This is a genomic window from Streptomyces sp. NPDC051576 (assembly GCF_040681835.1).
GTDB lineage: Bacteria > Actinomycetota > Actinomycetes > Streptomycetales > Streptomycetaceae > Streptomyces.
In genome coordinates this window covers 1-24,536 of the sequence record NZ_JBFAZO010000018.1, presented here as the reverse complement: position 1 = coordinate 24,536, position 24,536 = coordinate 1, and the positions used below count along the sequence as shown (strand labels likewise).

Here is a 24,536-nt window from a genome sequence, read left to right as displayed (position 1 = left end):
TCCGAGGCAGACACGAGGAACCTCCCGAAGGTCGCTCCGAGGTTCCCCGTCCAGGACCGCCGCGCCCGAGCCGACCGCCGACGCCCGTGGTAACTTCCGTATACAAGGTGTATGCGATCTCTCTGGGGGCAGCGGTGACATCCGGTCGGGAGAAGGCCTACGCGTACCTCAAGGACTCGGTGCTCACGGACCCGGCGATGCAGGGTGCGTTCCTCTCGGAGCAGGAGATCGCCGATCGGATCGGGGTGTCGCGCACGCCGATCCGCGAGGCGCTGCTGCTGCTGGCGGCCGAGGACCTGGTCGAGCTGGTGCCGAAGCGGGGTGCTCGGGTCGCGCCGCTCTCGGGTCGGGAGATCACCGAGTTGATGGAGCTGCGCGGGATCGTCGAGCGGTACGCGGCGCAGCAGGCCATCGGCGCGAGCACGGCTCCTGTGCGGGAACTGGCCGAACTCCTGGATCGGCAGCGGGTATTGAGCGGCCCCAGTCAGGCCAAGGAGTTCATCGCCGTGGACCATCTCTTCCACGCGACGCTCGTGTCGGCCGTGGGCAACGCCCTCCTCGACCGGCACTACGACGGGCTGCGCAGCCGTCAGGTCCGGGCCGGGGTCGTGGCCCTGTTCAACCAGCGAGGACGCCAGGAAGCGGTGCTGGACGAGCACCAGGCGATCCTGGACGCCCTCGCCGCCGGTGACGCGGAGGCCGCGTGCGCGGCGATCGACAACCATCTGGGCTCGACCTTGAAGGTGCTGCTCGCCGGTTAGGCCGCCGTGCCCGTGTCCGTGTCCGTATCCGCGGGATAGGTGAACACGAGCATGGTGACGCCGTCGGGCGCCGTCCACGGGCCGTGCGGCATGCCGGGCGGGCGGCACGCGTACGTGCCCTGCGGGAAGGTCTCGTCGAGCGTCAGGTCGTGCAGGGCGCCTTCGAGGATGTAGACCTCCTCCCAGAACTCGTGGTGCGCCACGCCCTGTTCGGAGGTGTCGGTACCCGGCTCCCAGCGGACGAGCGTGGTGCGGCGCTCGCCCCGGGCGTCCTCGGCCAGCACCTGTTCCCGTACGCCGACTCCCGCACCCGGCGGGGCAGTCCACGGCCCGGCGGGGAAGTGGAACTCCAGCTCCGGCTTGCTCATCGCTGTACCCCCAGTCGTCGATTGGCGAGCACCGAGGTCTTCTCACGGACCGCCGCCACTTCGTCCACGTCCACATCCGCCACCAGGATTCCCGGTTGCGCGTCGAGGCGGTGGCGCACACTCCCGTCGGGTCCTACGACCCTGCTGTGGCCGATGCCGGTGGGCGCCGTCCCCTGGACGACGGCGCCCTCGCCGGCCGGGTCGGCCTGGTCCACGGCGATCACCCACACCGTCGCGTCCAGCGCCCTGGCCCGCACCAGCAGCTCCCACTGGTCGAGCTTGCCCGGGCCGGCACCCCAGGACGCCGCCAACAGCGTCGCCACGGCCCCCGCGTCGGCATGCGCCCGGAACAGCTCAGGGAAACGGACGTCGTAGCAGGTGGCGAGGCCCAGCCGTACGCCCTTCACGTCGATCGTCACGATCCGCGATCCCGCCGCGACGGTGTTGGACTCTGCGTAGCCGAACGCGTCGTAGAGATGGATCTTCTCGTACGACGCCTCGACGCCCGGTCCCGTGGCCAGCAGGGTGTTGGTCACCCGGCCGTCGGTGGCCGGGGTGAACATGCCCGCCACCACCACGATGCCGGCGGCTGCCGCGATGTCGCGGACCGCGTTGGCCCAGGGGCCGTCAAGGGGTTGGGCGACCTCTGCCAGCGGGGTGCCGAAGCAGGCCATGGACGCTTCGGGGAACACGACGAGGTCGGCGCCGGCCTCGGCGGCGCGCGTCGTCCCGTCCTCGATGAGCGAGAGATTCTTCTCGGGCTCGGGTCCGGTCACCAGTTGGCCGAGTGCGATGCGCACGGGGCGCCGCCTTTCTGGGGCGAGTTGGAAGGAGAAGGTCACGGGACGCGTACGGCGGGCGCGGTCTCCTGCGCGTCGGCCAGTCGTACGTCCTCGTCCACCGCCTGGGCCGAGTCACGGCCCAGGGACAGGCCGACGACGGTCACGGCCGAGGCGACGGCGATGTAGAGCGCCAGCGGGACCCAACTGCCGTAGGAGCTGAGCAGGGCGGTGAACAGGAGCGGGGCGATCGCGCCGCCGATGAGGCCCGCGAGGGTGTAGGCGAGTGAGGAGCCCGTGTAGCGCAGGCGGGGCGAGAACTGCTCGGCGATGAAGGCCGCCTGCGGGCCGTACATGAGGGAGTGGATGGCCAGGCCCACGACGACGCCGAGGACGAGCAGGACGCGGTTGCCGCCGTCGATCAGGAGGAAGAACACGAACGGCCAGACGCCGGCGGCCAGGGCGGAACAGCCGTACAGCAGGCGCCTGTTGACGCGGTCCGAGACGGCGCCTGCGAGCGGGATGAGGAAGATCTGGAGCGAGGAGCCGACGAGTACGGCGGTCAGCGCGGAGCCGCGTGACATCCCCAACTCGTCGGTGGCGTAGGTCAGTACGAAGACGGTGAACATCGCGTACAGGACATCGGGGCCGACCCGGCAGAGGATCGCGGCGCACAGGGCGCGGGGCTGGGTGGTGAAGACCTCGCGGACCGGGGTCTGCGGGCGGCTGTGCTCGGCCTCAAGGGCCTTGAACACCGGGGTCTCCTCCAGTTTCGCCCTGATCCACAGGCCGAAGCCGACCAGGACTCCGGAGAGCAGGAAGGCGACCCGCCAGCCCCAGGACTCGAACTGATCCTCGCTCAGCGTGGCCCCGAGGACCGCCAGCACGCCGTTGGCCAGAAGGTTGCCCGCGGGTGGGCCGACCTGGGCGGCGGAGGCGTAGAACCCGCGACGCCGCGGATCGCCGAACTCGCTGGAGAGCAGGACGGCGCCGCCCCATTCGCCGCCGACCCCGACGCCCTGTGCGAACCGCAGCACGACCAGCGCGATCGGGGCGGCGATGCCGACCGTGCCGTAGGCGGGCAGGACGCCGATCAGGAAGGTGGCCGCCCCGATCAGGACCAGGGTGGCGATGAGGACCTTCTTGCGGCCGATCACATCGCCGAGGCGGCCGAAGACGAAGCCGCCGAGCGGGCGGGAGACGTAGCCGACGGCGTAGGTGGAGAACGCCAGCAATGTGCCGGTCAGGGGGTTCTTCGAGGGAAAGAAGAGATCGCCGAAGACCAGGGCGGCGGCCGCGGAGTAGACCGCGAAGTCGTACCACTCCAGTGCTGTTCCGGTGAGGCTGGCGATGAAGGCCCGGCGGATGCCGGAGCGGCCGGCCGGTACCGGCGCGGCGGCCTGCTGGGGGTGTTGCATGCTTCCCGTCCTTGCGTCGTCGAGGGGACATCGAGACATCGACCTTTCGGCATACTTCTTGTATACAGGTCGTATGCGCAACCCCCGCGCCGGAAATTGACCAGGCCGAAACACGCCTACCCAGGAGTACTCGTGGCCCTGCTGACCTTCGAACTGCCCGACGGTTCGACCCGTGACGTCGATGTCGTGCACGTGCTCAACGCCGGTTACGCCGGACGCAGCCAGGACGATGTCGCCGCACATGTCGCGGAACTCGCCGAGCTCGGCGTCCCCGCGCCGTCCGTGACCCCGGCTCTCTATCCCGTCTCCCCCTACCTCGCCCAGCAGACGGACCACGTCGCCGCCCAGCACGCCCGCACCTCGGGCGAGGCCGAGTGGGCCCTGGTCGTGGCCGCCGACGGGGAGCTGCTGCTCACCGCCGCCTGCGACCACACCGACCGCGACCTGGAAGTGCACGGCGTGGCCTGGAGCAAGAACGCCGGACCCGACGTGCTCGCCCGGCGCGCCTGGCGACTGGCCGAGGTGGAGTCCCGCCTCGACGACCTGACGCTCCGCGCCTGGGTCACCCACGCCGGCGAGGAGACCGAGATCCAGCACGGAACCCTCGCCGAGCTGCTCACCCCTGGATACTGGGCCGAAGTACTGCGCTCCCGGGGTGACTTGACCCCCGGAACCGTCCTCATCTCGGGCACGATCCCCATGGCCGAGGGAGTGGACCAGTTCGCCGAGTCCTGGCGGGTGGAACTGGGCGACCCCGTCACGGGAGACACGATCCGCCTCGCCTACGACGTGGTGCCGATGCCGGAGCCGATCGGCTGAAGCGGGGACTCTGCGGCCGTCCGGCCCACCCGGTCAGGATTCGAGAAGCCCCTGCCCCCTCCCCCGTCCTAGCCTGAATTCACCGACGAAATCCGTCGGAACACCCGGACATCCGGGTCCACGCTTCACGCTTCACGGAGGAGCTCGCCATGACCGACGGACTGAACACGATCATCTACCCCGTCAAGGACCTCGACAGCGCGAAGGCCCTGTTCGGCGCCCTGCTGGGGGTCGAGCCGTATGCGGACGAGCCGTACTACGTCGGCTACAAGGCCGCTGGGCAGGACGTCGGTCTCGACCCGAACGGGCACGCCAGGGGCATGACCGGTCCGGTGCCGTACTGGACCGTGGACGACATCCGGACCCGGCTCGCGGCCATGGTGGCGGCGGGGGCCGAGCTGGTCCAGGACGTCCAGGACGTCGGCGGCGGCAAGCTGATCGCCTTCGTGAAGGACGCGGACGGCAATTTCGTCGGGCTCACCCAGAATCCGGCCGCCTGACACCGGCGTCGTAGCACACCGCTACTTGCACATGCACTAGTTGCGCCCTCAATAAGTGGCCGGATCGGTGTTACCGTTCAGTTATGGCAGTGAAAACGGCCGACGACCGGCGGCTGGAGCAACAGTGGCGGGACATCCTGTCCGTGCACGCGCGCACGATGTGCGAGATCGACCGTGTACTGCACCCGCACGGCCTGGGCGCGAGCGACTTCGAGGTGCTCGACATCCTGGCCTCCGAGTCGCCCGAGGACGGCGACCAGTGCCGGGTGCAGAACCTGGTCGGACGGGTCCATCTCAGCCAGAGCGCGCTCTCCCGTCTCATCGGACGACTGGAGAAGGACGGCCTCGTGGCACGCTCCGTCTGCGTGGAGGACCGACGCGGGGTGTGGGTCGCGCTCACCCGTAAGGGCCGCGACCTGCACGCGGAGGTACTGCCGCTCCAACGGGGTGTGCTGGCACGGATGTTGGACGACCCGCAGGGGTAGGGGGCGGGTCCCCGTACCTGTCTCACACCACGAACTCGTCACCGTCCATGAGCACTTCGACCCCCGCCCCGTTCACCTGCGCCCGCGCCTTCGAGCCCGCGTCGAGCAGGGGGTTCGTGTTGTCGAGGTGGGTGTAGATCCGGCGGACACCGGGGTGACGGGCGAGCGCGTCGAGGCTGCCCCGGGGGCCCGAGACCGGCAGGTGTCCCTTCGTCGCCGTCCCGTCGGCGATGAAGAAGGTGCCGTCGAGGAGGGCGCAGTCCGCCGACGTCAGCAGGTCGTCCAGGGTGTCCGTCCAGGCGGCGACGCGGGGTGCGTAGACGAGGGCCCCGCCGCTGGCCAGGTCCTCGATGCGGTACGCCGTCACCCAGCGGTCGTCCGACGGGCGGGGCGGCACGTACCCGGGGGCCCTGACGCCCACCGGGTGCGCGGTGACGACCAGGCCACCGGCCAGTACGAACCCGCCCTCGGCGAGGCTGTCGCCCCACTCCCAGGGAGCGTAGCGGTCGAGGACGACCCGGCCCGGGGTCAGCGCGGCGAGGGCGGGCGACGGGGCGTACACCCTGAGGCCCGCCACCCCGCGCAGCACGCTCAGGCCCGCCACATGGTCGGGCTCGGCGTCGGTGAGGAGTACACCGCGCACGGGGGTGTCTCGCGGACCGGGGCCCGGCCAGAGCGCGGGGGTGGAGGTGAGCTGGGTGCGGATGTCGGGCGAGGCGTTGAGCAGCCACCAGTCGCGCGCGTTGCCGGTGACGGCAACGCAGTCCTGGGTGCGCGCGGGCAGTTTTCCGTCGCGGGCGGCGGCGCACAGCGCGCAGGCGCAGTTCCACTGCGGGAAGCCGCCGCCCGCGGCGGTACCGAGCAGGACGACCCTCACGACGATCGCGCCCCCTTGCAGAGTCATCGAATCCGGGTCGCCGCATCCGGGATACCGAATCCGAGTCACCAAATCTCCCCGAGGGATCTTTCCTCCGAAACGGGCCGGACTACCCCACCACAGGGGGCAGTTCCGGCCGATCTTCGGCGGAAGCGGGCGGCGAGATCTTCGCGCCGGCGCTGCGGCTCGGCCGGAGGCTGACCGGTGAGCGCGGCAAGTCGCTGCGAGCCGTCCCGGATCGGATCCCCCGAACGGGTGGTGCCGGGTCAACCAGGGGTCGCGCGGGGGCACGTGCGAACGGCATGTGCCTCGACCGCCGCCCGGGATCATCACTCGTCGTGACCGATCACGGGTAGCTGTACGCACGGAACGTGACGGGACGCAGGTATTCCGTCATCCGCGCGACAGGAGAGAAGGCACCATGTCGGTCGAGACCGGTACCGCGCCCGAAGCGGCTCCCGATGATCGGGAACAGCAGAGCCTCGGTACCGCCGCGGCACGCACCCTGGCGACCACGACCAAGTCCGAACCCCAGATGCAGGGCATCAGTTCGCGGTGGCTGACCCGCATGCTGCCCTGGGTGAACGTGCCCGGCGGCACCTATCGCGTCAACCGCCGCCTGTCGTACACGCGCGGCGACGGACGGGTGACGTTCGTGCAGACCGGCGCACAAGTGCATGTCGTCCCGGCCGAGTTGGCCGAACTCCCGCCGCTTCGCGGCTTCTCGGACCCCGAGGCGCTCGACGCGCTGGCCCAGCGGTTCGAACAACGGGAGTACGCGCCGGGTCAGTTGATCGTCGAGGTGGGCCGCCCCGCCGACTCGGTGTTCCTGGTCGCGCACGGCAAGGTGGAGCGGCTCGGGGAGGGGCCGTACGGCGACGAGGCGGTCGTCGGTCTGCTCGCCGACGGCGACACCTTCGGCGGTCAGGCGCTCGCCGAACCGGACGGCGTCTGGGAGTTCACGGCCCGCGCGGCGACGGCCACCACGGTGCTGACGCTGCCCCGCACCGCGTACCAGGCGGTCGCGGAGCGGCACGCGGTGCTGCGCGCGCATGTCGAGGCGCTCGGCGCGGACGAGCCCGGACCGGTCAACCCGTTCGGCGAGGCGGCCATCGCGCTCAGCTCCGGGCATGTCGGCGAGCCGGATCTGCCGGGCACGTTCGTGGACTACGACCTCGCCCCGCGCGAGTACGAACTGAGCGTCGCCCAGACCGTGTTGCGCGTCCACAGCCGCGTCACCGACCTCTACAACCAGCCGATGAACCAGACCCAGCAGCAACTCCGGCTCACCGTCGAGGCCTTGCGCGAGCGGCAGGAGAACGAGCTGGTCAACAACCGGGACTTCGGACTGCTGCACAACGCCGACTACGACCAGCGGATCTCCACCCACTCCGGGCCGCCGACCCCAGACGACCTGGACGAACTGCTCAGCATGCGGCGCGACACCAGCTTCCTGTTCGCCCATCCGAAGGCGATCGCCGCGTTCGGCCGCGAGTGCAACAAGCGCGGTGTCTACTTCAGCGGCATCGACGTCGGCGGCCACCATCTGCCCGCCTGGCGCGGGGTGCCGCTGCTGCCGTGCGGCAAGATCCCGGTCAGTGCGTCCCGTACGTCGTCGATCATCGCGATGCGTACCGGCGAGGACGACCAGGGGGTGATCGGCCTCCATCAGACGGGTATGCCGGACGAGATCGAGCCGGGCCTCAACGCCCGCTTCATGGGCATCAACGAACAGGCGGTCATCTCCTATCTGGTGAGCACCTACTTCTCGGCCGCGGTCCTGGTGCCGGACGCCCTGGGCATCCTGGAGAACGTCGAGGTCTCCCGCCGCGACGGCAACTGACCGTGGACAGCGCCTAGTCGAGGAACGCGTCGAGTCGTGCCGCGTCCGGTGCGGTCGCCGGGCCCGGCGCGGTGACGGCCAGGGCGGCGCCCGCGTTGGCCCGGCGGGCGGCGGCCACCGGGTCAAGACCCTGGGCCAGGGCGGCCATGAACACACCGGTGTGCGCGTCGCCCGCGCCGTTGAGGTCGATGGCGTCCACCGCGAACCCCGGTACCGCGACGAGGCGTTCGCCGTCGTGCACGAGGCAGCCGTCGGGTCCGGTGCGGACCAGCGCCGAGCCGCGCCCCAGGCGGGAAGCGAGAGCGCGGGCGGCTTCGGCCGGGTCGGCGACGTCGGTGAGCAGCGCGGCCTCGCGGGCGTTGCAGCTCCACCAGTCGGAGCGCGCGAGCAGCAACTCCAATGCGATCTCAGGGATTTCGGCCGCGAGCGGGCCCGGGTCGGTGACCAGCGTGACAGTCGGATCCAGTCGGGGCAGGAGGTCGAGCAGGGCCGCCCGGTTGCTGTCGTACAGCAGGCCGTATCCGGTGACATACACCAAGTCGCCTGCTTGGGGCCGGAGTTCGACCAGGTCGGCGGCGGCCAGGGTGGCCTCGGCTCCGGGGCTGGTGACGAAGGTGCGCTCGCCGTCCGCGTCGATCAGGCAGACCACGAAGCCGGTGTCCGGTTCCGGGCGCGGTGCGAGCAGGACGTCGATGCCCTCGGCGTGCAGCGCGGCGCGGGCCCGGTCGCCGAAGGGGCCGGTGCCGTGCGCTCCGGCGTAGGTCACCGGAAGGCCCTGGCGGGCGGCGGCGGCCATGACGTTGAAGCCGCCGCCGGGGGTGTGTTCGGTGCGGGTGGCGAGGACGTCGCTGCCCCGCTCGGGGAGGGCGGGGACCTCAAGGACCAGGTCGACGAGGACGTTGCCGAGGTGCCAGAGCCTGCTGCTCATGACCGATCCCGCAGGCCGAGCAGGGCGGTGGCCGTCGCGTCCAGGGCGAGCTTCGGGTTGACGCGTACGAGCGTCTCGCGCGCGTCGGCCGGGAAGGCGTCCACTCCGTGGCAGGCGCCCCCGACCGCCCCGGCGATCGCGGCGATGGTGTCGCAGTCGCCGCCGAGGGACGCGGCGAGCAGTACGGCCCGCCAGGGGTCCTCGGGGCAGGCGGCCAGGACGGCGAAGGCGGCGGGTACGGACTCCTGCGTGGCGAGGCTCGTCCCGACCAACGCGTAGACCCGCTCGCAGACTTGGGCCTCCGTGAGACCCCGCACCAGCCCGGTCGCCCAGGCGATCCGCTCGGCGACGTCGGCGGCGGCCACCCAGTGTCCGCGCCCCGACGCCAACCGGGCCGCCGACACGGCCACTTCGACCGCCTCGGGAACCGACGCCCCGTCAAGTCCCGTGCTCACAGCGGCGGCCACGGCTGCGGCACCGGCGAGCGCGACCCCGGTGTTGTGGGTCAGACGGCTCGCCTCCACCACCCGGTCCACCAGGACGGCCGGGTCGGCGACGGACACCGCGATGCCCACGGGGGCGATCCGCATCGCCGCGCCGTTGGTGGTGCCGTAGCGCCCCACCTCGTCGACGGGGGTGCCCGCGAGGACCTGCTCCACCGCGCGCTTGGTGGACGGGCCGAGCAGGTCGAGCGAGCCGCGGGCCCGCATGTCGTCCTCCCAGGCGACCAGACGGCGGGCCAGTTCCGCCGGGTCGACGCGACCCTTGCCGTCGAGCAGCAACTCGGCGAGGAGCAGGGCCTGTTCGGTGTCGTCGGTGACCGCTCCGGCCGGCATGCCGGCGGCGAGCGGATGGTCGGGGTCGGCCGGACGCAAGCCGGTCAGGACCGGGCCGTAGCGTGCGGTGATCCGTGGGCGGGACAGCATTTGGGTGGGCATGCCGAGGGCGTCCCCGAGGGCGAGTCCGTAGAGGGCTCCGGTGGCGCGGCTCTGGAGGGTCATGGGGGCTTTCCGGGGTGGTTCAGCCGAAGGCTAGGGTCAGTTGGAAGTGGTCGGGGTCCAGGAGGCTCACGACATGTTCGACGAGGGAGCCGTCGGCCGCCCGGCTGGTCCGCCGCGTGTCGAGGAACCAGTCACCCGGTTCGCGGCGCAGCAGCTCCGCCTCCCGCCGGCCGATCCGCCGCCCGCTCACCCGCTGTTCGCCGTGGTCGGGCCGCAGTCCGGCCCGCAGCATCACATCGGTCAGCGACTCCTGGTCCAGGCCGCGCGTCGGCAGCTCCCGTACTCCGGGCACGGGCGGCAGGAAGCTGCGTTCGTACGACACCACGACCGCGTCCGCGACCAGTTCCCGTATCCGCTCCACGCACACGAACTCGGATGCATTCAGGGCGAGTTCACGGGCGAGGTGCTCGTCCCGCCGCGCGTCGACCGCGAGGGTCCGGACCCTCGTGTCGATGCCCTGGGTGGCCAACGCGTGGGCCCAGCCGAGGTGGTCGTCCAGAGGGCGGCCGTCGAAGAGGACGTAGGAGCCCTTGCCGGTGCGGGTGGCGATCAGTCCGGCCTCGCTGAGTTCGGCGAGGGCCGCGCGGACCGTCGTACGGCTGACGCCGAAGCGTTGGGCCAGCGTGTGTTCGCCGGGGAGTTGCTCGCCTGCGGGGCGGTGGCCGCTGCGGATCTCCTTGGCGAGGACCTCGCTGATGTGCTGGTGTTTGAGTCGGACGCCGGTCACGAGGCCTCCCCGACCGCCTCGGCGACGGTGGCCACCCGGATCAGCGGGCGGTAGAGGTCCATGAGGTGCAGCGCCTTGGCGTGGGAGTCGTCGTCGACACCGGCGCAGGCCTCGGCGACGACCAGGACCTCGGCTCCGGCGTCGGCGGCGGCGAGTGCCGTGGACAGGACGCAGCAGTCGGTGCTGACGCCGGCGAGGACGAGCCGGCCGGTGGGGGCGACGCGTTCGGCGAGTTCCGGGGTCCACTTGCCGAAGGTGGACGCGTCCACCAAGTGCCGTGCCCGCACGGCGAATTCGTCGGTCAGCCGCCAGAGCGGGGCGTCCGGTGGCTGGAGGGCGAAGGGCCACTGGTCGTAGTAGGCCTGCCAGGCGCCCTCGGGTTTGGCGGGGGCCAGGAAGCGGGTGAAGGTGACACGTTCCCCGAAGGCCGGCAGCAGCCGTCGTACGCCTGCCGCGGCCTGTTCGAAGCGGGGGGTGGCCCACGGGCTGTCGGGTTCGGCGAAGACCCGCTGCATGTCGATGACGGCCAGGTGCCCGAATGCGGTGGTCATACGGCGGCCACCGCCTCCGGGCTCGCGGCCTGTTCCTCCTGGCGCCGGACTCGGGCACGGCCCAGGGCGAGGGTGCCGAGGAAGCCGAGGGCGAGGGCGGCCAGGACGCCGAGGTTGGCGTAGGCCCAGGCGCCGGACTTGCCGCCGAGGCCGAACGGGTCGAGCAGATAGCCCTGCCAAGTCAGCCAGCTCGCCGCCGTGTTGGTGACCAGGCCCCAGCCGATCGCGGTGGCCGCGAGGGTGAGCACGAGGGGTACGGGCTGGATGTCGCCGTAGCGGCCGGCCGGGCGGAAGAGGTCGCCCTCGTCGTAGTCGCGGCGGCGCAGGGCGAGGTCGGCGAGCATGATGCCGCACCAGGCGGCGATGGGGACGCCGAGGGTGGTGAGGAAGCCCATGAACTGGCCGAGGAAGTCGTCGGCGAAGAACACGATGTAGATGGAGCCCGCGATCATCAGGACGCCGTCGACGAGCGCGGCGAGATAGCGCGGCACCCGCAGGCCGGCCGACAGGAGGGCCAGCCCCGAGGAGTAGATGTCGAGGACCGCGCCGCCGACCAGGCCGAGCACCGCGACGACGGCGAACGGGACCAGGAACCAGGTGGGCAGGATCGTCGTCAGCGCGCCGATCGGGTCGGCGGCGACCGCCTTGTTGAGCGTGCTGGAGGAACCGGCGAGGAGCAGACCGAAGACGAGCAGGAGCAGCGGGGCGACGGAGGCCCCGAAGGTGGTCCAGCCGATCACGCCTCTGCTGGACGAACTACGGGGCAGATAGCGGGAGTAGTCGGCCGCCGCGTTGACCCAGCCCAGGCCGAAGCCGGTCATCATGAAGACCAGCGCGCCGATGAACTCCTGGGCGGAGCCCGCCGGCAGGGCGCTGACCGTGCTCCAGTGGATGTGGTCGGCGACGAGCGCGATGTAGACGACGGTGAGCACGCCGGTCACCACGGTGATCACCGTCTGGAGCCGCATGATCAGGTCGAAGCCCATGACTCCGCCGATGACGGTCAGCGCGCCGACCACGATCAGCGCGACCACCTTGGTCCCCGTGCCGCCGCCCCAGCTGAGCCGGTCGAGGACGGTCGCGGTGGCCATGGTCGCGAGGGCGGTGAGGACGGTCTCCCAGCCGACGGTGAGGACCCAGGAGATCACCGAAGGCAGGCGGTTGCCGCGCACGCCGTAGGCGGCGCGGCTGAGGACCATCGTCGGCGCGGAGCCGCGCTTGCCGGCGACCGCGATGAACCCGCAGAGCAGGAACGAGAAGACGATCCCGATCACGCCCGCGACCAGCGCCTGCCAGAAGGAGATCCCGAAGCCGAGCGCGAAGGCACCGTAGCTAAGGCCCAGGATCGAGACATTGGCTCCGAACCAGGGCCAAAAAAGGGTGCGCGGGGTGCCTTTGCGCTCGGCGTCGCCGATCACGTCGAGGCCGTGTGTCTCGACCTGAAGTTGCCGGGACTGGGAAGTCCGGGAGTCCGCCATCGTCGACCTACCTGTCTAGACGTGTTCAGCCGAGGCTAGGTGGGGTGGTGACGGGCGTCAAGGGCGGACAAGGGGTCCGTCAGTGGCAGTCGCCGTGCCGGCCCAGGGTGTCCACGGGGGTCGCGCCGGGGCGGGTCCACTGCGGGACGGGGCGGCTGGTCGGACCCCAGGTGGCGACGCCGTCGGCGTCCGAGCGCCAGTACCAGCAAGCCGGGCGCTCCTCGGGCGGGTAGCTCTCGGGCTTGTCCTCCCACGCCTCGCCGCGACCGTAGGGCGTCATGTCGAGCAGCGCGAGGGAGCCGTTGACCGGCTCGTTGCCGCGGCCCGTCGTGGAGTAGGTGAGGAACACACGGTCGCCGTCACGCAGGAAGGAGACGATGTGTCCCATTCCGCCGCCGATCGGCGCTGGCACGCCCCGTACCGAGTACCAGGGCTCCGTGTATCCCATGAACTCCACATAGGAAGCCACCTCGTCCCACGCACCCGTGGTCACGACGGCGTAGGAGACGCCCCGGGCGTTGAGGTAGACGGCGTCCTTCATGTGCCAGGCCGTGGTGGTGCAGCCCTCGCACTGGCCCTGGTGGGGCGCGCCGTCGTGCCACATGTGCTGGTACACCACTAGTTCGTCGCGCCCCTGGAACAGGTCGAGGAACGGTACCGGTCCGTCGGCGCCGGTGACCTCGACCGTCCCGTCGAGCTCGACCATCGGCAGCCGCCGCCGGGCCGCGGCGATCGCGTCACCCTCATGGGTGTGCGCCTTCTCGCGGAGCAGCAGCTTCTCGCGCTCCGCCTCCCAGGTGGCCAGATCTACGATCGGCGGCTTGCTCGCGTCATGGGGAGCGGTCGTCATGGGGGACCTCCGTGCTCTCTCGTGGTCTCTTGTGGTCTCTCGTGGCGGGCAGCGTCGTACGACGTCCTGTCGCAGTCCTACGACGGTCACCGAGTACTGACTCGCGAGCCGACCGAAACTCATCGCGGCGCCCGCGCCCTGTTCCGCTCACCGGCACAGCGGGCGACAGACCACCTTGCCGTCCGGAGGCTGTTCCCATCGGCCGGGGCGTCACGCGTACCGCGCCAGGTGTACCGCTGCCGTTGGTTCGGAGGAGGCACCATGGAGCCGTCCGTGACACGTGAGGGGAAGGGCGAACCAGCCCGCGCTCCCCGCGGAATCCTCTCCCGCGGCCGTGACCCGTTGGCCCTGCTGAGCGCGGAGTTCGACGGTGTTCACGACGTGTGGCGCTCCGCCTCGGGGATGGTCTGTGTGGCCGGGCCGGAGTCCGCCCGGGCGGTGCTCGGCAACCGGGACGCGGTGGTCGCCGAGGCATCCGACTTCTACCGGACCCGGCACGGCGACTTCGGGCCGCGTGCGGCACAGATCCGGATCGGGCGCGCGGCCCGCGCCCTGATGCGCCGTCATCTGGACCTACGGCGGCGGGAGTTACCCGACCTGGTGACCGAACTCCTCTCCCCCAGCAGTGTCTGGCCGGACGCCGGGAACCTGCTCGTGTTCCGGCATCTGCGGGACGTCCTGCTGCACCCGGACGCGCCGCCCCAACTGCACTCCACCGTCGAGCAGATCGTCCATCGCGCGGTCCTGGCCGGCGCGCGGCGCCGTCACTCGCCGGTGTCCCGGCTGCTCTTCCGGCGTCGAGCGCTGAACGTGCTGCACACCGAAATCCGTTCCAGGCAGCGGGGGTTCGGCGTCGCGCACGAGCCTCGCGACCTGCTCGACGTCGTCGTGGACGAGAGCGGGCCGGGGTCGGACCCGAAGGATCTCGCCGAGGTGTTCCTCTCCTTCCTGTTCGCCGCCGTCGGCTCGGTCGGGTTCGCGCTCGGCTGGTCGGTGTATCTGCTCGGCACACATCCCGATCGCCTTGCCGCGGAGCCGAGTTGGACGGTGCGGGAGGCGCTGCGGCTGTGGCCGGTGGCGTGGTTGTTCGCGCGGACCCCGAGCCAGGTGCAGGAGCTGGGCGGGACAGAGGTGGCCCCGCGCGATCAACTCGCCGTCTGCACCTATCTCGTGCACCGGCATCCCGGGTACTGGGAGCGGCCGGACGAGTTCGTGCCGGAGCGCTGGGCCTCGGCCGTGCCGGACGGCGCGTATCTCCCGTTCGGGCACGGGCCGCACACCTGTGCCGGAGCGACCGTCACCATGCGGCTGCTCGAAGACCTCGTAGAACTCGTCACCCGTGACCGGCGGTTGTCGGTCACCCCCCATGACGGCGCCGGTCCTCAGGTGGGCCCGGCGCTCGCTCCGCCGCGCTTCACGGCGGTGCTGACCGATCGCTCCGACTGTCCCGGAAGGAGGTGAACGCGCATGCACGCCCTGTATCTCAAGGCGAAGTCCGTCCTCAACGTCCGAGGCTCGTACGGGCTGTTCTGGTACATCTACCACCACATCTGACCGGCCCGGCGCGGGGAACCACCGAGCGGCCGGCTCCCCGCGCCCCACGAGGGGAACGTTCACCATGACCACCCCGCAGCACCCCGAGGACTTCCTGCACTCCATAAGGAGGCGCAGCGCGGCCGAGGACGGGATCTTCTGGGTCGACGACACCCGGCTCGGCGTGTTCGAGCCGGAGGCGGCGCGGCGGGTCAGCGCCACCAACTGGCACCGGTACGTCATGCACGACCGGCTGATCGACATGGTGCGGCGGCGGCGCAGTCCCGAGGTGCCGTGGAGCCAGGTCCGTTCGGCCTGGCTGACCCAGTTGCACTCGCTGGCGACCGCGGAGCAGCACGGCGCCCTGATCGACCGCATGGAGCGGATCATCGACGAGCGGCTCGGCGACGACGTCGACCTGGTGATGCTCACCCAGGACGTGGCGTTGCGGTCCATGCTGCCGGTCGCGCTGTCGGGCCTCACCCCGGGCGAGGAGGATCTGGTCCGCCGGGACCTGGAGATGAAACTGCTACGGCTCATCTCGCCCACTCCGGCGGGGTTTTGGCACCATCTGCGGTTCATCGCCGTGCAGGTGCGATCCGGGCTCGTCGTGCGCAGGGTGCTGCGACAGCGCGCGCACGGCAGGCGGCAGCGGGAGCGGGATCTCACCGACCCGTTCGTCGACATGCTGCCCCAACTGGGCATGGACCGCGCGCTGGACGTGGTGACCACGGTCCTCACCGCCATCGGCGGGCCGCCGGGCGCCGCCGCGGCGAGTCTGCTGTATGAGTTCGCCCGGCATCCCGAGTGGCAGCGGCGGCTCACCGAGGAACTGGGCGCGGTGGACCCGGTGGAGTTCCGTACGGCACCGACGCACGCCGCCCCGGTGACGCACCGGTTCGTGAAGGAGGTGCTGCGGCTGTGGAGCCCGCCGCTGCTGCTGGTCCGGCGCAGCAAGTTCCCCTTCGACTTCGGCAGGACCCGACTGGAGCCCGGCGATTGGTATCTGCTGAGCCCGCATCTGATCCACCGTGACGAGCGGGTGTGGGAGCGGCCGGACGTCTTCGATCCGGACCGTTTCCTGCCGGGCGCGCCGCACGGGCCGGCGGACCGTACCTGTTATGTGCCGTTCGGCTGGGCGCCCAAGAAATGCGTCGGCGCGAACATCGGCACCGTCCAACTGATGGGCCTGTGCCACTTGTTGTGCACCCGCTATCGCCTGGCTGTGGACCGTCCGGAGGACCTCAGGATGGCGCTGCGCTTCGCTCCGATCCCGGAGAACTTCCGCGGCCTGCTCGCCCTGCGGTGACCAACGTCAACTTCCGTCCCGGAACTCCCGCGAAATTGTCCGTGATCCGTAACAGAGGGATCCGTCCGCTCGTTTATCCCGTCCTGACGAATGCAAGCGACCGGACAACAGCACAGGGAACAGGGCGGACATGGCGCGGCATGGCGGGCGGGGATGGTACGGGCGGGTACTCGCGGCGGCGGTCGGGGTGACGGCGGTGGCGGCGGCCACCTCTGTGTGGACCGCGCAGGCCGGAATCGTCGACGGGCAGCACAACGCCCGTCCCGGCGCCTCCAGTTCGGCGCCGGCGCGGATCGCGACCGTGTCGGAGGAGATCGTGCACGCCTCCGACAAGGGTGCGCGGGGCGTCAACATCACCATCGACGACGGCCCAGACCCGACCTGGACGCCCGAGGTGCTCCAAGTGCTGCGCGAGAACGGCGTGAAGGCCACCTTCTGCATGGTGGGCACACAGGCCGAGGCCCACCCGGACCTGGTCAAGGCGGTCGTCGCGGCCGGGCACCGGCTGTGCGACCACACGGTCTCGCACGACACCACCATGGACAAGAAGTCCGAGTCCTACCAGTCGCAGGAGATCCTGAACGCCGCGAGCATGATCACCAAGGCGTCCGGCGGTGTGCGGCCGCAGTACTACCGGGCACCGGGCGGCGCCTTCACGCCCTACAGCCGGCACCTTGCCGCCTCGCAGGGGATGCGCCCGCTGGGCTGGAACGTCGACTCCAAGGACTTCGAACTCCCCGGCACCGACGCCATCATCGCCACCGTCAAGTCCGAACTGTCCAACGGGCCGACCATCCTGTTCCACGACGCCGGCGGCGACCGCTCCCAGACCGTGGCCGCCCTGCGCGAGATCCTGCCGTGGCTGAAGCAGCAGGGTTATTCGTTCGGGTTCCCGGTGCGCTGAAATGACGGTCACTGCTTTTCGGGTGACGAATATGTGTGAGAAATGTGGCAACGGCCTGTGAGGTCGCGGCATTTAACCGTGTCAGTGCCCATTCGCGCTGCTGTCGGTTCACCATGAAGGCTTGCGGCGATTTCACCCGTGCAGTAACTACGTGAAGCATGAACCTGTTCACCCGCGCTGCGCCCCTCCGCCGCTCGGCACCCCCCGCAGCTCCGCAAAACCCCGCCGCCCCACCGGCGTTCCCCTCCTCCCCCTCCGGCCGGCCCGATCCCGCCCTGGCAGCGCTGACCGGAGAGTGGATGATCGACCCCGCGCACAGCCGGATCGGATTCTCCGTCCGGCACGCCATGGTGACGACCGTGCGCGGGTCTTTCACCGAATACAAAAGCCGGCTCTACTTCGACGGCCGCGACCCGGCCCGTTCGCGGGCCGAGATAGTGGTGTCGACCGGCAGTGTCGACACCGGTGTGGAACAACGCGACGGACACTTGGTCGGCCGTGACTTCCTGGACTCCGCCAACTTCCCGCGTATGCGGTTCGCGAGCACCGCGGTGCAAATGGCGGGAAACGATGTCTACCGCATGCTCGGCGACCTCACCATCAAGGAGACGACCCGTCCCGTCGTCCTGGAACTCACCTACATCGGCCATGTCACCGATCCGTTCGGCGTCGAGCGCGTGGGCTTCGACGGGACCACCACCATCGACCGCTCCGACTGGGGGCTGACCTACAACTCTCGGCTGGCCGAAGGCGGTGCGATGGTGAGCGAGAAGGTGCGTCTCCAGTTCGACATCGCCGCGATACGGACGCTGCCGACCGGCTGACGGAACGCTTTCCCCTACGGGGTGACGAGCCGGCCGCCGACGATCGTGTGGGTGGGATTCAGATCGCGCAGGACCTCGTCGGAGCAGCGCGCGGGGTCCTGGTCCCACACGGTGAGGTCGGCGAGCCGGCCCGGTGCGAGGGTTCCGCGCAGGTCCTGATCGCCGCTCAGGCGGGCGGCGTTGGCGGTGTGCAGGGTGACGGCCTCGTCGTAGGCGATGGCGTGCTCGGGGCCCTTGACTCCGATGACGGTCTGGCGGGTGGTCATGCCCCACACCGAGCGCATGGCGCCGAACTGGCCGACGGGGAAGTCCGATCCGGCGCTGACCTCGGCGCCCAGGTCGATCCAGCCGCGGGCGGGGAAGAGCCGGGCGACGCGCTCCGGGCCCCAGAAACCCTCCTCCACCTCGGCGGTGTCGTGCAGCAGCGGCTGCTGGATGGTGACGGGGATGCCCAACTCGACGGCGCGGGCGCGCTGTTCGGGGCCGGCCAGGCCGCCGTGCTCCATCACCAGCGAGCCGGCGGGCAGTCCGGGGTTGCGGGCGAGGACGCGCTCGTAGACGTCCAGGAGGGTGCGGACCGCACGGTCCCCGTAGGCATGGGTGCCGACCCGCCAGCCACGGCGGACCACGGCCTCGACGGCCTCGACCAGCGCGTCGGGCTCCCAGATCAGGGTGCCGGAGAAGGCGTGGTCACAGACGTACGGCTCCTCGGTGGCACCGGCCTCCAGACCGCCGTCGAGCCCGAACTTCACGCCCCACACCCGCAGCATGGGGTCGGAGTCGTACCGCCACTCCTCCATGACGTCGAGGAGGTCCTCCACCTGGGCCGCGCTGGTCATGCCGAGCGCCGAGATCAGGGCCCGGACACGAACGTTGAGGGCACCCTCCTCGCGGGCGGCCCGGAGGAGGTCGTAGTCGGCCGGCGAGACCATGCAGTCGCGCACGGTGCCGATGCCGGTGGCGGCGTACTGGGCGCTCGCCAGGCGCAGTCCGTCGATGCGCCGCGCCCGGTCCTGGCTCGGGACCAGCCGCTCAACGAAGCCCATGGCGTTGTCGATCAGCCGCCCGTCGAGCCTGCCGTCGGCGTCGCGGCCGATGACACCGCCCGGCGGTACGGGGGTGTCCTCGGTGATCCCAGCCAGGCGCAGCGCGTAGCTGTTGACGACGTCGTTGTGGCCTCCGCGCTTGACGAGGACCGGGTGCCGGTCGGTGGCCCGGTCGAGTTCGGCCGCGGTGGGCATGCGGCGCTCGGCCAGGTTGAGCTCCTGCCAGTTGGTGGTGGTGCGGATCCACTCGCCCTCGGGGGTCACCTTGGCGCGCTCGCGGATCAGGTCCAGGAACTCGGGGATGTCGTGGGCCTGGTGGACGGGAACGTCATGCGCGCCGTGCGCGGCGAGGATCAGGTGGGTGTGGGTGTCGTCGAAGGCCGGCAGCACCGTGGCGCCGGGCAGGTCACGCACCGTGGTGCGCGCGCTCACCCAGTGGTCGAGGCCGTTCGGGTCGGACGAGAGGGCCACGATGCGGTCGCCCCGTACGGCCAGCGCCCGCTGCGGTGCCTGGTCGGGCACCAGCGTGTGGATGGCTTCGGCCCGGATCACCAGATCGGCTGCATGATCAGTCATCGTTCTCTCCCACTTCCGCACGGCTTCCGCTGACTAGGCTTTTGTACGGCCCATCTGCTGATTCACGCATTCATGGCGGCCCGTGGAGCAGGAAACACGTCACGTATAGCGACTCAAATAGAGATCATGCGCCAATCGTCCGACACGCCGGGCCGGGTAGCCTCCCATACGCGCCTCCCGGCGATCCTCATTGACAAGGCGATTCCGCAACGGTTGTCATGAACACATGCCGAGATGCCTGGGGACACTGGACGCGCCGTGGAAGTACGGCCGTTGACCGGGCGCTGCGAGCTGCTCGACACCGCCCGGGCCGAATTGACGGTCCGTCATGGAGTGCTTCTGTACGGCCCTGTGGGGATCGGCAAGTCCGTGGTCGTGGCCGACCTCGTCGAATCCTCCGGGGCTCAAGTCCAGCCGTCCGGAACGGTGTTGCGGTGCTCGCCCGCCGAGGAAGACGCCCAACTCCCGTACGCGGGCCTCGTCGACCTGTTCGCGCGGGTGCCGGGCAGCTTGCTGGAGGCTCTGGCGCCCGAACCCCGGGCCGCGCTGCGGGCCGCCCTGCTGCGCGGCGAACAGCCGGACGACGACCGGAGCCGGCTCTCGGTGCGCGTCGCCGTCCTCGACGTGCTGCGTGCCCTCGCCGCCGCCGGTCCGGTGCTCCTCGTCCTCGACGGCCTCCACTGGCTCGACGGGCCGACCGCAGAAGTGCTCACCTTCGCCGTACGACGGATCGAGGGCCTCGACATACAGGTGGTGGCCGCCGAGCGGGTGGCCGAAGGCGAGCAGCCCGAACGTGCGCGCTGCTGTCCGCCCGGCACCGTCGAACTGCCCGTGCCGCCCCTGACGGACGACGAGGTGGCACACCTCCTGCGCACCTCCCTCGGCGCCGAGCTGCCGCCGGCGGTCCTGCGGGCCGTCCAGGACATCGCCGCCGGAAACCCTTGGTACGCACTGGAGTTGGGGCGGGCGGCCCCGCGCGACGGAGCGCCGGTCGGCTTCGGCCGGACGCTGCCCGTGCCTCGCAGGCTGTGCGCCCCGCTGCTGGACGAGGTGCGGAGGCTGCCGGAGTCCGCGCGCCGTGCCCTCCTCGTCGCGAGCGTCGCCGCCCGTCCCAGTCTCACCGTGCTGCGTGCCGCCGGGTTCCACGACGCCGCCTCGGACCTCGCAGCGGCCGAACGGCTCGGGGTCGCAGCGGCCGACGCCGACGGGACCGTACGTTTCCGGCATCCGCTGATCCGTGCCGCCGTCCACGCCGACGCTCCGGAGTACCGCCGCCGCCAGGCGCACGCCCTGCTGGCCCGTGCGGTCACCGAGCCGGTGGAGCGGGCGCGGCACCTGGCTCTCGCCCGCCCGTACGAGGACGAGACCACGGCCCGCACCCTCATGTCGGCGGCCGAGTCCGCCCGGCGCGGCGGCTCGCCCGACGCCGCCTTCGAACTGGCCGGGCTCGCGGCCCGGCACACTCCCGGCGACCGTCGCGCCGAGCACGCCGACCGGCTGTTGGCGGCGGCCGAATACGCCTGTGACGCGGGGCAGTTGGAGGAGGCCGGGCAGGCGGCCGAGACGGTGCTCGCCGGGGCGGGCTCCGCGCGGCAGCGGGTGCGGGCCCGGCTGGTCCTGCTGCGCAACGCCGGGCAGGCGTTGCAGGGAGCGCAGGCCCTGATCGAGGAGGGGCTGCGGGACGCGGCCGGGGACCCGGAGGCCGAGGCCTGGCTGCATCACTGGGCGGCGGTACGCGGCCTGCTGTGCGGGGAGTTGGCGGACGCGGCCCGGCATGCCCGGCGCGCCGCCCGGCAGGCGGCCGTGGCCGGTGACACCGACACCCGCGTCGGTGCGCTCGCCACCCTCGCCCGGGTGCGCTCGCTGGGCGGCGAACCGGTCGCCGCCGACGTCGCGTTGGAGGAAGCCCTCGCCCTGGCCGGTGGCGCCGGTGCCGGACCCGAGAGCTGGGGACTGATCCGGATGCGGGCGATCCTCGCCCTGGACTCCGACAAGGTCACCGAGGCACGTGAGCGCGTATCCGAACTCCTCGCGGAGACAGGGGAGTTCGCCGGGGTCGAGGAGGTCATGGCGACCCTGGTCGCGCTGACCCGTATCCAGGTGCGCGCCGGGCACTGCCAGGAGGCGCTGCGCACCGCCGCCCGCTGCTCTCGCGCCGTGGCCGAGACCGGCGTACAGGCCGCTCCGGCGCTGTACGCGGCGGCGCTCGCGGCGACCGTCGGCGGCACCGCCGACGAGGCCCGGCGACTCGCCGAGCAAGCGGTGCGGGCCTCGGAGGCGGACGGCGACCAGTTGTTCCTGCTGCGCGCGCTGGCGGTGCTGGGCCAGGCCGAGCTGCTGGTCGGCGACCCGCGCGGAGCCGCGGCGGCGGTCGAGGCGCTGCTCCGGGTGAAGGAACTCGGCGCGGCCATGTCCGCCGCCGATCCTCCCCTGCTGCACTGGTACAGCGATCTGGCCGAGGCCCTGGTCGTGCTGGGCGAGACGGACGCGGCCGGGGCCGTGCTCGACGAGGCCCGCGCCCTGCTGTCCGACGACGCGCCCGGCAGCGTACTGGCCGCTCTGGAACGGGCGGAGGGACTGCGCGAGGCGGGTCTCGGCCGGGCGAAGGAGGGAGCGGTACGGCTGCGGGTCGCCGTGGACCGGCTGCGTCAACTCCCGTTGCCCGTGGACCTGGTGCGCACCCTGATCGCGCTCGGCGCCGTCGAACGCCGGGCCCGGCACCGGAACGCGGCGCGGACCGCTCTCGGCGAGGCGCTGGAGACGGCGACGCGCATCGGCGCCCTGCCGCTGGCGGCGCGAGCCGGCGAGGAGCTGGCCCGGCTGGAGGCCGGCGACCGGGACGGTGAGGGGCGGCCCGAACTCACGCCCACCGAGGCGCGGATCGCCGAGCTGGTCGGCGGCGGGGCCACCAACAGGGAAGTCGCGGCAGAGCTGTTCATCAGCGTCAAGACGGTCGAGGGCACCCTCTCTCGGGTCTACCGCAAGGTCGGCGTCCGCTCGCGCACCGCGCTCGCCCACGCGATGGCGGTCGCCGTCATCGCCTCCGGAGCGGCGGCCGTCAGCGTCGTCGACGACGACCAACAGCGGCCCACGGCCCAGACTGTGACGGTCGGTCAGCCGGGTCGACGCGTCACCTGACACGTCCCGTTAACACGTGATGCAAGGGTTCCCCCGCTTATGCGGGTGGGGCTGATGTTCCTACGGTGAAGCAGTTCCGCTTCCGGGACAGCAACCCCCCACTCCTCGGAGGACCCCAGTGACGTCACGCCTGAAACTGGTCGGCCTGGTCGCCGTACCGGCCCTGCTCGCCGCCGCCGTCCCCAGTGCCTACGCCGCCGCCCAGCCGCACACGACTCGCGCCGCCATCACGGGAGATGTCCTCAAGGGCCTGACCCACGACGCGGCCCGCACCGGCGCGGTCTCCGCGAGCAAGCGGATATCGGTGGCCATCAGCCTGACGCCCAGAGACGACAAGGCACTCGACACCTTCGTGGCCAACGTCAGTAATCCGCGGTCGAGTTCGTACGGCCACTATCTGACGAAGGCCCAGTTCGCGGCCCGGTTCGGCCGGACCGACGCGGAGGTCAAGCAGGTCAAGGAGTATCTGCGCGCCCAGGGGCTCACCGTCGGCACCGTCCACTCGGGGAACCTGCTGGTCGACGCCAGCGGTACCGCGGCCCAGTTGGAGAAGGCCTTCGGCACCAAGCTGTCGACCTGGAAGGACGCCAAGTCGGGCCGGGCGTTCTACGCCAACGAGACCGCGCCGACCCTGCCGACCGGCATCGCCGGCCTCGTCAGCGACGTCACCGGCCTCAACAACCGCGCCCAGCTCCACCACCAGGGGTCCGCCAAGGTCAACCCGCACAACGGGCCCGGCGGCGGCTACACCCCGGCACAGATCAAGGGCGGCTACAACGTCTCCGGGACGTACACCGGCAGCGGACAGAAGATCGCGCTGCTGGAGTTCGACGGCTTCCAGCAGTCCAACATCACCAAGTACGACACCAACTACAGCCTGGGTTCGCCCACTCCGACCGTGTCGAAGGTGGACGGCGGTTCCGGCGCGCTCGGTGACGGTCAGGTCGAGGTGGAGCTGGACATCGAGGTCCTGCACGCGATCGCCCCCAAGGCGAACGTCACCGTCTTCGAGGGTCCCAACTCCGACGCGGGTGAGGTCGACACCTACCAGGCCATCGTCGACAGCGGCATCCCGACCACCTCGATCAGCTGGGGTGCCTCCGAGAGCCAGCGCACCACCTCCAACATCAACGCCGTGGACGCCGTGTTCAAGGCGGGCGCGGCCGAGGGCCTCGGCTTCTACGCGGCCTCCGGCGACGACGGCTCGGACGACGCGGGCGACGGCACCACCACCGTCGACTACCCGGCCGCCGACCCGTACGTCACCGGCGTCGGCGGCACGACGCTGACCGTGACCTCCGCCAACGCGTGGAGCAAGGAGACGGCCTGGTCGGACGGTGGCGGCGGCAAGTCCTCCGTCTTCAAGATCCCGAGCTGGCAGACCGCGGTGCAGAAGAGCGCGGGCGGCGGCTACCGCCAGGTCCCGGACGTGTCGGCGCTCGCGAACCCGAGCCCCGGTGTCTCGATCTACTCGCAGGGCAGCTGGGGCACGGTCGGCGGCACCAGCGCCGCCGCGCCCGAGTGGGCGGCCTTCGGCGCGCTCTACAACCAGCAGGCCGCGGCGGCCGGCAAGGCCAACCTCGGCTTCGCCAACCCCGCGCTCTACACGGCGAACGGCACCGGCTTCCACGACATCACCAGCGGCAGCAACGGCGCCTACTCCGCCGCCAGCGGCTGGGACTTCACCACCGGCTGGGGCTCGTACAACGCGGCGACCCTGGCGACCAAGCTGCTCGGCTGACCACCGGACATGTCCGGCATGACGGACCGTCAAGTGCCGGTCGCCATCGTGGGCATGTCGGTGCTGCTGCCCGGCGCCGC

The 24,536-nt window shown here is 71.2% G+C and carries 22 protein-coding genes; 11 read left to right on the top strand and 11 right to left on the bottom strand.

Annotation, left to right across the window (positions count from 1 at the left end; genetic code table 11):
• The first annotated feature begins 134 nt into the window (after positions 1-134).
• Positions 135-761: a GntR family transcriptional regulator gene (locus tag AB0M63_RS41950; RefSeq protein ID WP_366023093.1), complete on the top strand. Its 627-nt coding sequence runs from the start codon at positions 135-137 to the stop codon at positions 759-761.
• Here AB0M63_RS41950 and AB0M63_RS41945 read toward each other — a convergent pair.
• From AB0M63_RS41945 to AB0M63_RS41935, 3 genes are read right to left on the bottom strand one after another with little or no spacing between them, the layout of a single operon-like run.
• Positions 758-1,129 carry a cupin domain-containing protein gene (locus tag AB0M63_RS41945; RefSeq protein ID WP_366023092.1) on the bottom strand — a complete coding sequence of 124 codons (372 nt, stop codon included), beginning with the start codon at positions 1,127-1,129 and terminating at the stop codon, positions 758-760. The genes AB0M63_RS41950 and AB0M63_RS41945 overlap by 4 nt on opposite strands.
• Positions 1,126-1,929 (bottom strand): carbon-nitrogen hydrolase family protein, encoded by an 804-nt coding sequence (locus tag AB0M63_RS41940; protein ID WP_366023091.1) that lies wholly within the window; start codon positions 1,927-1,929, stop codon positions 1,126-1,128. The genes AB0M63_RS41945 and AB0M63_RS41940 overlap by 4 nt, the downstream gene beginning before the upstream one ends.
• Positions 1,930-1,967: 38 nt before the next feature.
• Entirely contained in the window at positions 1,968-3,326 is a 1,359-nt protein-coding gene (locus AB0M63_RS41935; RefSeq protein WP_366023090.1) for an MFS transporter, read from the bottom strand.
• A 132-nt stretch (positions 3,327-3,458) separates the two neighbouring features.
• Between AB0M63_RS41935 and AB0M63_RS41930 the strand changes: the two genes are divergently transcribed.
• The 3 genes from AB0M63_RS41930 to AB0M63_RS41920 all read left to right on the top strand — a co-directional run bounded on the left by AB0M63_RS41930 (position 3,459) and on the right by AB0M63_RS41920 (position 5,130).
• Positions 3,459-4,145 carry a DUF2848 domain-containing protein gene (locus AB0M63_RS41930; protein WP_355902893.1) on the top strand — a complete coding sequence of 229 codons (687 nt, stop codon included), beginning with the start codon at positions 3,459-3,461 and terminating at the stop codon, positions 4,143-4,145.
• 149 nt (positions 4,146-4,294) lie between these two features.
• Positions 4,295-4,645 (top strand): VOC family protein, encoded by a 351-nt coding sequence (locus AB0M63_RS41925; protein WP_355902895.1) that lies wholly within the window; start codon positions 4,295-4,297, stop codon positions 4,643-4,645.
• Between the two features lie 83 nt (positions 4,646-4,728).
• Positions 4,729-5,130, top strand: coding sequence for a MarR family transcriptional regulator (locus AB0M63_RS41920; protein WP_366023089.1), 402 nt, complete (start codon positions 4,729-4,731; stop codon positions 5,128-5,130).
• Positions 5,131-5,152: 22 nt separating this feature from the next.
• Here AB0M63_RS41920 and pqqB read toward each other — a convergent pair whose 3' ends face one another.
• On the bottom strand, positions 5,153-6,034 hold the full coding sequence (pqqB, locus tag AB0M63_RS41915) for a pyrroloquinoline quinone biosynthesis protein PqqB (protein ID WP_366023088.1): 882 nt from the start codon (positions 6,032-6,034) through the stop codon (positions 5,153-5,155).
• A gap of 394 nt (positions 6,035-6,428) precedes the next feature.
• Between pqqB and AB0M63_RS41910 the strand changes: the two genes are divergently transcribed.
• Positions 6,429-7,850, top strand: a complete 1,422-nt coding sequence (locus tag AB0M63_RS41910) for a family 2B encapsulin nanocompartment shell protein (protein WP_366023087.1) — start codon at positions 6,429-6,431, stop codon at positions 7,848-7,850.
• A 13-nt stretch (positions 7,851-7,863) separates the two neighbouring features.
• On the opposite strand, the gene AB0M63_RS41905 is transcribed toward AB0M63_RS41910, so the two are convergent.
• The 6 genes from AB0M63_RS41905 to AB0M63_RS41880 form a co-directional block, all read right to left on the bottom strand.
• Positions 7,864-8,778 (bottom strand): PfkB family carbohydrate kinase, encoded by a 915-nt coding sequence (locus tag AB0M63_RS41905; RefSeq protein ID WP_366023086.1) that lies wholly within the window; start codon positions 8,776-8,778, stop codon positions 7,864-7,866.
• A complete protein-coding gene (locus AB0M63_RS41900) occupies positions 8,775-9,779 on the bottom strand; it encodes an ADP-ribosylglycohydrolase family protein (protein WP_366023085.1) in 1,005 nt (334 codons plus the stop codon). Before AB0M63_RS41900 ends, AB0M63_RS41905 begins: the two co-directional genes overlap by 4 nt.
• Positions 9,780-9,798: 19 nt before the next feature.
• Complete coding sequence (locus AB0M63_RS41895; RefSeq protein WP_366023084.1) at positions 9,799-10,506, bottom strand: GntR family transcriptional regulator; 708 nt, start codon at positions 10,504-10,506, stop codon at positions 9,799-9,801.
• Complete coding sequence (locus AB0M63_RS41890; RefSeq protein ID WP_366023083.1) at positions 10,503-11,057, bottom strand: isochorismatase family protein; 555 nt, start codon at positions 11,055-11,057, stop codon at positions 10,503-10,505. Before AB0M63_RS41890 ends, AB0M63_RS41895 begins: the two co-directional genes overlap by 4 nt.
• Positions 11,054-12,535: a cytosine permease gene (locus AB0M63_RS41885; RefSeq protein WP_355902911.1), complete on the bottom strand. Its 1,482-nt coding sequence runs from the start codon at positions 12,533-12,535 to the stop codon at positions 11,054-11,056. The genes AB0M63_RS41890 and AB0M63_RS41885 overlap by 4 nt, the downstream gene beginning before the upstream one ends.
• A gap of 79 nt (positions 12,536-12,614) precedes the next feature.
• A complete protein-coding gene (locus tag AB0M63_RS41880; RefSeq protein WP_366023082.1) occupies positions 12,615-13,385 on the bottom strand; it encodes a DUF899 family protein in 771 nt (256 codons plus the stop codon).
• A gap of 273 nt (positions 13,386-13,658) precedes the next feature.
• On the opposite strand from AB0M63_RS41880, the gene AB0M63_RS41875 reads away from it, so the two are divergent.
• The 4 genes from AB0M63_RS41875 (at position 13,659) to AB0M63_RS41860 (ending at position 17,955) form a co-directional block, all read left to right on the top strand.
• The gene (locus AB0M63_RS41875) at positions 13,659-14,846 is read left to right on the top strand and encodes a cytochrome P450 (RefSeq protein WP_366023081.1); all 1,188 of its coding nucleotides are present in this window, start codon (positions 13,659-13,661) and stop codon (positions 14,844-14,846) included.
• A 157-nt stretch (positions 14,847-15,003) separates the two neighbouring features.
• Positions 15,004-16,227, top strand: a complete 1,224-nt coding sequence (locus AB0M63_RS41870) for a cytochrome P450 (protein WP_366023080.1) — start codon at positions 15,004-15,006, stop codon at positions 16,225-16,227.
• A gap of 130 nt (positions 16,228-16,357) precedes the next feature.
• Complete coding sequence (locus tag AB0M63_RS41865) at positions 16,358-17,131, top strand: polysaccharide deacetylase family protein (RefSeq protein WP_366023079.1); 774 nt, start codon at positions 16,358-16,360, stop codon at positions 17,129-17,131.
• 158 nt (positions 17,132-17,289) lie between these two features.
• On the top strand, positions 17,290-17,955 hold the full coding sequence (locus tag AB0M63_RS41860; protein WP_355902921.1) for a YceI family protein: 666 nt from the start codon (positions 17,290-17,292) through the stop codon (positions 17,953-17,955).
• Between the two features lie 14 nt (positions 17,956-17,969).
• On the opposite strand, the gene AB0M63_RS41855 is transcribed toward AB0M63_RS41860, so the two are convergent.
• Positions 17,970-19,577, bottom strand: coding sequence for an amidohydrolase (locus AB0M63_RS41855; protein WP_366023078.1), 1,608 nt, complete (start codon positions 19,575-19,577; stop codon positions 17,970-17,972).
• 234 nt (positions 19,578-19,811) lie between these two features.
• Here AB0M63_RS41855 and AB0M63_RS41850 point away from each other — a divergent pair, with 234 nt between their 5' ends.
• Both AB0M63_RS41850 and AB0M63_RS41845 read left to right on the top strand, forming a co-directional pair.
• Entirely contained in the window at positions 19,812-22,715 is a 2,904-nt protein-coding gene (locus AB0M63_RS41850) for an AAA family ATPase (RefSeq protein ID WP_366023077.1), read from the top strand.
• 118 nt (positions 22,716-22,833) lie between these two features.
• Positions 22,834-24,456 carry a S53 family peptidase gene (locus AB0M63_RS41845; protein ID WP_366023076.1) on the top strand — a complete coding sequence of 541 codons (1,623 nt, stop codon included), beginning with the start codon at positions 22,834-22,836 and terminating at the stop codon, positions 24,454-24,456.
• The last annotated feature ends 80 nt before the right edge of the window (positions 24,457-24,536 follow it).